The following is a 9766-nucleotide window of genomic DNA, read 5'->3' as shown; positions in this document are numbered from 1 at the left end:
ATTTATTTGGGGTTTGTCATCAGTCTAAAATCCGGCAAGAGCCGGATTTTCTATTAAAAATTAACGTGCAATGATATGTACGCGGCGGTTTGGTTTTAAGCAATCTTTTAATGCTTGACCTGTTTCGCCTTTACATGCTTTCACTTGGTTTGCTGCGCCACGACCAACTGCTTTAATGTTAGCTGAAACACCTTGTGATTGTAAGTAAGCTTTTGTTGTAGCTGCGCGAGCTTGTGAAAGTTTTTGGTTATAAGCTGCTGAACCTAAACGGTCTGTATAACCTGTAACTGTTACATTTTTAGCACCAGCTTCTTTAATTTCTTTAGCAATACCATTTAATGTTGATTTACCTTGAGCTGATAATACAGATTTATCAAAATCAAATAGGAAGTCACCACTTAATGTAAACTCTTTTGCTGGTGCTGTAACTGACGCTTCTTTCACTGGTACAGATGGCACAACAGCAGGTGCTTGAGCATCTAAGTTATTACTTTGCGCACAACCAACTAATAAAGCAGCAAGTGCTGATACAGTCGCTAATTTTACTAATTTCATCATTTAATCCTTATATAAAAATGTAGACCTAAATTAAGTTTTTATAAACTTACAAACTCCGTAATAGTAAATTTTTATGCTCTAAATATCAAAACATTTTGCAAAACTTTTCCAAAACTTAATCGCTTTACGTTATAATGGCTTTATTAACTGTATAAAAAAACAATTCAAAAGGCAATATTCATGGATTTTTCTCTACTACTTGATAGCTTAAATGATAAACAGCGAGAAGCCGTTTCAGCCCCTATTGGCAATTATCTTGTATTGGCTGGCGCTGGTTCGGGTAAAACGCGCGTACTTACCCATCGTATTGCTTGGCTTATTGGCATAGAAAATATTCCTGAATCAAACATTCTTGCGGTGACTTTTACCAATAAAGCTGCTGCCGAAATGCGCCAACGTATTGAAGCAACGTTAGAGCAATCTAGCCATAATATGTTTGGTATGTGGGTAGGTACTTTCCATAGTATTGCGAACCGCTTGCTCCGTTCACATTATCTTGATGCTAATCTCCCCCAAGATTTCCAAATTATGGATACGGAAGATCAGCAACGTTTACTCAAACGTTTACTAAAACTCCATAACATTGATGAAAAGCATTTCCCTCCCAAACAGGTAGCTTGGTATATCAATTCACAAAAAGATCAGGGTAAACGTCCTAAAGATATCGAACATTTCAATGATCACAATGAAAAGAAATTAGTCGAAATTTATCAGCTTTATCAAGATGCTTGTGATCGTGCAGGTTTGCTTGATTTTGCAGAACTTTTGATCCGAACTTACGAAATGTTGAAAAATAAACCTCTGATTCTACAACGCTATCAGCAACGTTTTCAGCATATTTTGATCGATGAATTCCAAGACACAAACAATATCCAATACGATCTCATTCATTTACTTGCCGGTCAGCATGGCAAAGTCATGATCGTAGGCGATGATGACCAATCTATCTATGGTTGGAGGGGCGCACAAGTTGAAAATATTCAACGTTTCTTAAAAGATTACGAACAAGCGCAAACAATTCGTCTTGAGCAAAATTACCGCTCCACAGGGCATATCTTAGCCTCTGCAAATGAATTGATCGCCAATAATGACAATCGTCTAGGAAAAAAACTTTGGACAGAAAGCGGTGACGGCGATCCTGTTGAAATCTATTGCGCCTTTAATGAATTAGACGAAGCACGCTTTGTCGCAGCACAAATTCAACAATGGAAAGAAGATGAAGGCAGTTTTTCAGAATGCGCAGTACTTTATCGAAGTAACAGCCAATCTCGTGTGATTGAAGAAGCGTTAATTCAAGCAAACATTCCTTACCGTATCTACGGTGGGATGCGTTTCTTTGAACGCCAAGAGATTAAAGATGCGCTTGCCTATTTGCGTTTAATATCAAACCGCCAAGATGATGCCGCTTTTGAACGTGTTATCAACACTCCGCCACGGGGCATTGGCGAGCGTACATTAGAAACGATTAGACAACTTACTCGAACTCGCTCAATTACCCTTTGGCAAGCAATCCAAGTTGCTATTCAAGAAGAGCAGCTTTCAGGAAGAGCGGCTTCTGCGCTATTACGCTTCGTTGAACTTATCAATGCTTTAGATAGCGAAACAGAGCAAATGTCTTTAGCCGATCAAACCGATTTTGTGATTCGTAAATCAGGTTTATATGAAATGTATAAGCAAGAAAAAGGCGATAAAGGCGAGGTAAGAATTGATAACTTGGAAGAATTAGTTACCGCTACAAAACAATTTACACCACCAGATGAAGCGGAAGATTTAACACCACTGACCGCATTCTTAACTCATGCTTCACTTGAGGCAGGAGAAGCTCAAGCCTCTCCGCATCAAGATTATGTGGAACTCATGACACTTCATTCTGCAAAAGGTTTAGAGTTTCCTCGAGTCTTTATTGTTGGCGTTGAAGAAGGCATCTTCCCAAGTGGTATGAGTCATGATGAAGGGCGATTACAAGAAGAGCGCCGCTTAGCTTATGTGGGCATCACTCGGGCGAAGAAAAAATTAACCATCAGTCATGCGGAATTAAGAAGGTTATACGGTAAAGAAGAGCGCCATATTCCTTCACGTTTTATCGCTGAATTACCCGAAGAACATATTCGTGAAATTCGCTTACGTGGCAACATTAACCGTGCTGCATCTTTTGCCTCATCATCTCCTTTTGCAAAAACAGCGCCAAAAACAACCGCTTCCATTCTCAACAATGACACATGGAAAATGGGGCAAAAAGTGTATCATGCCAAATTCGGGCAAGGTACAATTATTAATGTTGAAGGTGCAGGCGAAGCGACTCGCCTACAAATCGCCTTCCAAGGCAATGGGATAAAATGGTTAATCGCAAAAATGGCGAATCTTGAGAAAGTCTAAAATTTATGCGTTTTTTTGATACACATACTCATTTGGATTACTTATCGGAGATGCTTAATCTCTCCGTTTCAGAATTGATTACAGAGGCAACCTCCGCACAAGTGGAAAAACTCCTTGTTGTTGCGGTTTTTGCCGACAATTTTGAACGCGTTATCCAAACCGCACAGGCAATGCCTCATCATATTGTTTATGGCTTAGGGTTACACCCTCTCTACATTCAGCAGCATAAACCGGAAGATCTTGAATGCTTAGAAAAATATCTAGCAAAACAAGATCCTCTTTGTACCGCCATTGCAGAAATTGGTTTAGAAAAAGCGGTAGCGGAGGTTTGCACCCCCGATTTGTGGAAAAAACAGTGCGAATACCTTGAGGCTCAATTAACCCTTAGCAAGCGGTTTAATTTACCGGTAAATTTACATTCTCGTAAAAGCCATGATGCTTTGTTCTCCTTTTTGAAAAAGGCACAGTTACCACGAACAGGCGTTGTACATGGTTTTGCCGGTAGCTATGATCAAGCTAAGCGTTTTGTTGATTTAGGGTATAAAATTGGCGTAGGCGGAACAATCACTTACGCACGAGCAAATAAAACTCGTGAAGCGATTAAAAAGCTCCCTTTAGATAGCTTGCTTTTAGAAACGGATTCACCGGATATGCCGGTTTTTGGTTATCAAGGGCAGCCAAACCGACCAGAGCGCTTAAAAGTCAGTTTTGAGGCATTATGCACGCTCCGTAGTGAATCGCCTTTATCTATTGCAGAAACGATTTGGCAAAACAGTCTTCACTTATTTGATTCAAAATGATTTAAAAGGAAGGAAAATATGGACCTTTCGATCTATTTACAATTTTTTATCGGGCTTATTGCCTTAGTCAATCCTATTGGTGTTGTTCCCGTTTTCTACTCGATGACAGCAGATCTTACCCGAGAACAACAGCATAGAACGAGTTTAGTCACCTGTTTTTCTGTGGTGGTTATTTTATTGGTGAGTTTTTATTTTGGGAACTTTATTCTCAATTCCTTTAGTATTTCGATTGATTCCTTCCGCATTGCCGGAGGCTTTGTTGTCGTCATGATTGCCCTTACCATGATCAACGGGAAAATTGGTGAGCACAAAATCAATAAAGAGGAAAAAAACGAAAATATCGAAGATTACAATAACATCGCAGTTGTACCGCTAGCCATGCCGATTATGGCTGGTCCGGGGTCAATTAGTGCAACCATTGTTTTTGGTTCAGGGCAACACACATGGTTAAACTACGTTTATTCTTCATTAACCATTATTTTATTTGGTGTTGCTTGTTATATCCTCTTTCGCTATTCAGAGCCGGTTATCAAGAAATTGGGAAAAACAGGTTCGAATGTCATAACAAGGATTATGGGCTTGCTTTTGATGTCTTTAGGGGTAGAAATTATTACCGCTGGGCTTAGAAATCTTGGTGTGTTATAAACAATATCTTATACTATTCTGTTAATTCATTACGATATTATACAGTAGCTGCATAAAAAACAATTTTGCTTAAGACCTTTGCTCCCTCCTTAACGAGGGAGCAAAGGTTAATAGCCTTAATTTGTATAATTACTTCACAGTCACACGAGCAAACTTACGTTTACCCACTTGATATACGAAAGTGCCTTTTTGTGCATTTTGTTTCACATCATCAACTTTTTCGCCATCAATTTTTACACCGCCTTGTTGTGCAGAGCGGATTGCTTCAGATGTTGAAGGTACTAAACCTGCTTCTTTTAACAATGTCGCTAAACCAATTTCACCTTCAAAGGTAAATTCAGGCATTTCATCTGGCATTGCACCTTTTTGGAAGCGGTTGATAAACTCTTGTTCTGCCGCATCTGCATCTGCTTCAGAATGGAAACGAGCGATAATCTCCTTAGCCAATAGAATTTTCACATCACGAGGGTTTTTACCTGCTTCCACGTCTGCTTTTAACTGTGCAATTTCAGTTAATGGACGGAATGAGAGTAAATTGTACCAATCCCACATCAATTCATCAGAAATCGACATAATTTTGCCGAACATTTCATTTGGTGCTTCGGTCACGCCGATATAGTTACCAAGGGATTTCGACATTTTTTTCTCGCCGTCTAAACCAACAAGCAGTGGTAATGTCATTGCAACCTGTGGCTTCTGCCCTGCGGCTTTTTGTAACTCACGACCGATCAATAAGTTAAAGGTTTGGTCTGTACCACCAAGCTCAATATCTGCTTCTAATGCCACAGAGTCGTGACCTTGCAATAATGGGTAGATAAATTCGTGAATAGCGATAGACTGATTGTTAGCAAAACGTTTTTTGAAGTCATCACGCTCTAACATACGAGCCACAGTATAGTTTGATGCTAAGCGGATCATACCAACCGTACCTAATTCGCCTAACCAATCTGAGTTGAACACAATACGGGTTTTTTGTGGGTCTAGAATTTTATAGATCTGCTCTTTATAGGTTTCTGCATTTCGTAATACATCTTCACGAGAAAGTGGCGGACGAGTTGCATTTTTACCAGATGGATCGCCGACTGTTGCAGTAAAGTCACCGATTAAGAAAATTACTTCGTGACCAAAATTTTGGAATTGACGAAGTTTATTTAACACGACTGTATGTCCTAAGTGAATATCTGGAGCGGTCGGATCTGCCCCAAGTTTTACGCGTAACGGACGGTTTTCTTTTAATTTCTCGATTAAATCAGCTTCTGAATAAACATCTTCTACGCCACGTTTAAGTTCGGCAAGAATGGTTTCAATAGGTTGTGTCATTATTATTCCTTACAAAGTGAAACTTAAAAAATGCCCGTATTATAGCGACTTTGTGCAAAAAAGGCGAAAAAAAACGCCGTATTTTGTGGGGGAATACGGCGTAAAGAGTTGGAGTGATTACCTATTATTTTTAAATTTTCTATATGATAATAATTCTCAAAAACATTTCAATAAAACTTACATAAATTTACAAATAAGAATAATTATCATGTGATATATTTTACATTATAAAATTTTTATCAAATCTAGTGAAAAACTTGGATTTTTTAGTCAATAAATCGACAAAATCAAAAAAAAATCCAACATACCTCTCATTTTTAAACATTACTTGCTGATCTCCCTGCAAGAAAACAGTAAAGTATTGCGGTCAATATGAAGGAATCAAGCCATGAACGTTTTTTATCAATTAGGCAAAGATGAACCTGTTGTGAGGTTACTACAAATTACCGATCCCCATTTATTTTCTGAACCAAGCACTTGTTTACTCGGTGTTAATACGCACCAAAGTTTACAAGCCGTATTAGCGGAAGTTCAGAAAACTAATGTTAATTTTCATGCAATTTTAGCCACCGGTGATCTGATTCAAGATCATCAGATACAGGGCTACCATCATTTTGCGCGAATGATAGAGCCCTTCAAAAAACCTGTTTTTTGGGTGGAGGGAAATCATGATGAACAACCTCAAATGAGTTTATGCTTAAGTGAATACCCTTATATTCAACCCGAAAAACAAATTTTTGCTGGGAATTATTGGCAAATTCTTATGCTGAATAGTCAGGTGGCTGGAGCACCAAGTGGCTATCTTTCAAGAGGTCAATTAGCTTGGCTAGAAAAATCCTTATCAGAAAATAGTGATAGATTTAGTTTAATCGTTTTACATCATAATATTTTGCCGACACATTCTGCTTGGCTTGATCAACATTCACTGAAAAATGCCGATAAATTAGCAAAAATTTTGGCTCGATTTCCGAAAGTAAAAGCTATTTTGCATGGACATATTCATCAAGAGGTTAATGCGATTTGGCAGAATATCCAAATTTTGGCGACACCTTCAACTTGTATACAATTTAAACCAAATTGCGATGAATTTACATTGGATATACTCCCTCAAGGCTGGCGTGAAATCAGTTTGTTTGAAGATGGGCGAATTGAAACGGAAGTGAAGCGGTTAAAATCAAATGATTTTTTACCAAATTTAGAGGCTAAGGGGTATTAAATTCCTCCGCCTCTTTCACTTAAAAACGGCACTATTACTATAATTAGAATATTTTGCAAATTCTGCAGTTAGGTTTATACTCTATCTATAACAATTTATGATAAACGGAGTCTATTATGCGTATCGATACCTCAGCACTTTGTGATATTTACTCAGATCAAGTTGATGTGGTAGAACCCATTTTTTCTAGCTTTGGCGGAGCATCTTCTTTTTGTGGCAAAATTACCACAGTAAAATGTTTTGAAAGCAACGGCTTAATTGCAGATGTTTTAGAAGAAGAAGGGGAAGGGCGCGTATTGTTAGTAGATGGCGGTGGTGCAGTTCGCCGAGCATTAATTGATGCAGAATTAGCGCAACTTGCTGTAGATAATGGTTGGGAAGGAATTATTGTTTATGGTGCGGTTCGCCAATTAGATGTATTAGAGACATTAGATATTGGTATTCATGCGCTTGCGCCAATTCCTGTCGGTGCAGAAGATACCGATATTGGGGAAATTGATACACCGGTAAATTTTGGTGGCGTGACATTCTTCCCTGAAGACTATATCTATGCAGATTTGACGGGGATTATCTTATCGCCGGAACGCTTAGATCTAAACGAATTAGAAGATTAATCCACTCACCCACCTCATTTCTTAATTTATCATGGGGGCATTTTTATTGCTCCCTCTCTTATTATTTTTAACAAAAAATTGACCGATTTTAACCGCTTGTAAGGATCATAATGACAACCGAAAACCCAATTTTAACCTTTGAAGAATTAGATTTATCTCCTCAACTTCTCAAAGCACTTCATAAAAAAGGCTATAAACGCCCGACTTCTGTTCAAGCACAAACTATTCCTTATGCCTTAGATGGCAGAGATTTGCTAGGCTCTGCACCTACCGGAACGGGGAAAACAGCCGCTTTTTTATTGCCGGCAATTCAACATTTATTGGATTACCCACGCCGTAAACCGGGGGCGCCTCGTATTTTAATTTTAACGCCGACCCGTGAATTGGCAATGCAAGTGGCAGAACAAGCAGAAGAATTGGCTGAGTTTACCAATTTAAGTATTGCAACCATTACTGGTGGTGTGGCATATCAAAATCACGGTGAAGTGTTTAATAAAAATCAGGATATCGTTGTTGCAACGCCAGGGCGTTTAATGCAATACATCAAAGAAGAAAATTTTGACTGCCGTGCGGTTGAAATTCTGATTTTTGATGAAGCAGACCGTATGTTACAAATGGGATTTGGACAAGATGCCGAAAAAATTGCCGCAGAAACACGCTGGCGTAAACATACTTGGTTATTTTCTGCCACCCTTGAAGGCGAATTACTCGTTGATTTTGCTGAGCGTCTTTTAAATGATCCAGTGCAAATTGAAGCTGAGCCAAGTCGCCGTGAACGTAAAAAAATCCAACAATGGTATTACCACGCAGATAACCTCGATCACAAAACGAAGTTACTTGCTCGTTTGATCAATGATTTTGAAATGGAAAAAGTGATCGTCTTTGTTCGCCGCCGAGAAGCTGTGCGAGAGCTAAGTGATACGTTACGCAAACGAGGTTTACGTTCAACTTACCTTGAAGGCGATATGGCACAAACACAACGTAATCAGGCAATTAATCGTTTGAAAGAGAATGTGGTCAATGTGCTTGTTTCAACAGATGTTGCTGCACGTGGTATTGATATTGATGATGTAGATTTTGTGATCAACTTTGATCTGCCTTATAGCGCAGATACTTACCTTCATCGTATCGGTCGAACCGCTCGAGCAGGTAAGAAAGGCTCAGCCATTTCTTTAGTTGAAGCGCACGATTATAAATTATTAGGTAAAATTAAACGCTATACGGAAGAACCGTTAAAACCTCGCATTATTGAGGGGTTAGAGCCAAGAACGAAAGCCCCGAAAGATGGTGAGTTGAACAGCAAAACCAAAAAAGAGAAAGCGCGTATTAAGCAACGTAAAGAGGCGAAAAAAGAAGCAGCAAAAGCTAAAACGAAAGTTCGCCACAAAGATACAAAGAATATTGGTAAACGCCGTAAGCCAACAGGGCAGACAACAAACTCAAACTAAGAGGAACTAAAAATGAAATGGTTTATTCACGCACTTAAAAATATTTTTACCTACCAAGGACGAGCGAGACGAGCTGAGTTTGGTTGGTTTTATTTAACTTATTTTTTAATCAGTATCGGTGTTATGTTTGTCTTTTTTATTTTCGCTTTGGGAGGTATTTTAACCGTAGGTGCTTCTCAATCGGATATTGTAGCTTTACTTGGCGGCACTGCGTTTCTCATTTTCTTCCTTATTTACTTTGCTTGGATCATAGTGATGTTTCTGACCTCAACCAGCCTTATCACACGCCGATTGCATGATTTAGGCTGGTCGGGTTGGTGGCAATTAGTACTCCATTTTGTACCTCAAATGGTTCATCTTTTCGCTGTTATTCCTTTTCTTTCCCATGCTGATAATGGCTATCTTACAGAAAGTGAACAAACAGCAGAGATGATAGCTTTCTTGATTTCTGGCATAGTTTGGCTTATTTCTATTGGTATTTGGTGTATTCTTCTTTTTAAAGACGGGCAACGCTACGCTAATAAATATGGTGAAGATCCAAAGGCAATTCCGGCAGCAGAAAATACTTCTGTAATAACTACACAGTCTTAAAATTCATCTCACTTACTTTCCTCAAATTTTGCTCTCTCTGAATGTGGAGAGAGCAAAACTAAAAAAGATAAACCTTATTCAAGCCTACTAAATACCAAATTCTGGATGTGATTTTGCCTACTATGCCATTTTGGCTAAAATGTGGTTAAGTATAAGATAAGAATTTTAAGATATAAAAAAAGCACCTCATGGTGCTAT

General features: G+C 38.7%; 9 protein-coding genes. 7 read left to right on the top strand and 2 right to left on the bottom strand.

The genetic code is table 11. The features are described from left to right. Positions 1 to 60: 60 nt before the first annotated feature. Positions 61 to 555, bottom strand: a complete 495-nt coding sequence (locus tag AM305_RS10330) for an OmpA family protein (RefSeq protein ID WP_005825817.1) — start codon at positions 553 to 555, stop codon at positions 61 to 63. Positions 556 to 738: 183 nt separating this feature from the next. Here AM305_RS10330 and uvrD point away from each other — a divergent pair, with 183 nt between their 5' ends. The 3 genes from uvrD to AM305_RS10315 are packed head-to-tail and all read left to right on the top strand — an operon-like array spanning position 739 to position 4379. Then, entirely contained in the window at positions 739 to 2934 is a 2196-nt protein-coding gene (uvrD, locus tag AM305_RS10325; RefSeq protein ID WP_005825815.1) for a DNA helicase II, read from the top strand. Positions 2935 to 2939: 5 nt separating this feature from the next. Then, the gene (locus AM305_RS10320) at positions 2940 to 3734 is read left to right on the top strand and encodes a TatD family hydrolase (protein ID WP_005825813.1); all 795 of its coding nucleotides are present in this window, start codon (positions 2940 to 2942) and stop codon (positions 3732 to 3734) included. An 18-nt stretch (positions 3735 to 3752) separates the two neighbouring features. Beyond that, positions 3753 to 4379: a YchE family NAAT transporter gene (locus AM305_RS10315; protein ID WP_005818079.1), complete on the top strand. Its 627-nt coding sequence runs from the start codon at positions 3753 to 3755 to the stop codon at positions 4377 to 4379. Positions 4380 to 4508: 129 nt separating this feature from the next. On the opposite strand, the gene tyrS is transcribed toward AM305_RS10315, so the two are convergent. Continuing rightward, positions 4509 to 5699 (bottom strand): tyrosine--tRNA ligase, encoded by a 1191-nt coding sequence (gene tyrS / locus AM305_RS10310; RefSeq protein ID WP_005825811.1) that lies wholly within the window; start codon positions 5697 to 5699, stop codon positions 4509 to 4511. A 388-nt stretch (positions 5700 to 6087) separates the two neighbouring features. Here tyrS and cpdA point away from each other — a divergent pair, with 388 nt between their 5' ends. The 4 genes from cpdA to AM305_RS10290 all read left to right on the top strand — a co-directional run bounded on the left by cpdA (position 6088) and on the right by AM305_RS10290 (position 9568). After that, complete coding sequence (gene cpdA, locus AM305_RS10305; RefSeq protein WP_005825809.1) at positions 6088 to 6915, top strand: 3',5'-cyclic-AMP phosphodiesterase; 828 nt, start codon at positions 6088 to 6090, stop codon at positions 6913 to 6915. Positions 6916 to 7031: 116 nt separating this feature from the next. Continuing rightward, positions 7032 to 7529, top strand: a complete 498-nt coding sequence (gene rraA, locus AM305_RS10300) for a ribonuclease E activity regulator RraA (RefSeq protein WP_005817970.1) — start codon at positions 7032 to 7034, stop codon at positions 7527 to 7529. Positions 7530 to 7639: 110 nt separating this feature from the next. Then, positions 7640 to 8977 (top strand): ATP-dependent RNA helicase SrmB, encoded by a 1338-nt coding sequence (gene srmB / locus AM305_RS10295; RefSeq protein ID WP_005825807.1) that lies wholly within the window; start codon positions 7640 to 7642, stop codon positions 8975 to 8977. A gap of 12 nt (positions 8978 to 8989) precedes the next feature. Beyond that, the gene (locus tag AM305_RS10290; RefSeq protein ID WP_005825805.1) at positions 8990 to 9568 is read left to right on the top strand and encodes a DUF805 domain-containing protein; all 579 of its coding nucleotides are present in this window, start codon (positions 8990 to 8992) and stop codon (positions 9566 to 9568) included. Positions 9569 to 9766 lie beyond the last annotated feature (198 nt).

The organism is Actinobacillus minor NM305 (assembly GCF_000175195.1).
Classification (GTDB): Bacteria; Pseudomonadota; Gammaproteobacteria; order Enterobacterales; family Pasteurellaceae; genus Haemophilus_A; species Haemophilus_A minor.
This window is presented reverse-complemented; position numbering and strand designations above follow the sequence as displayed.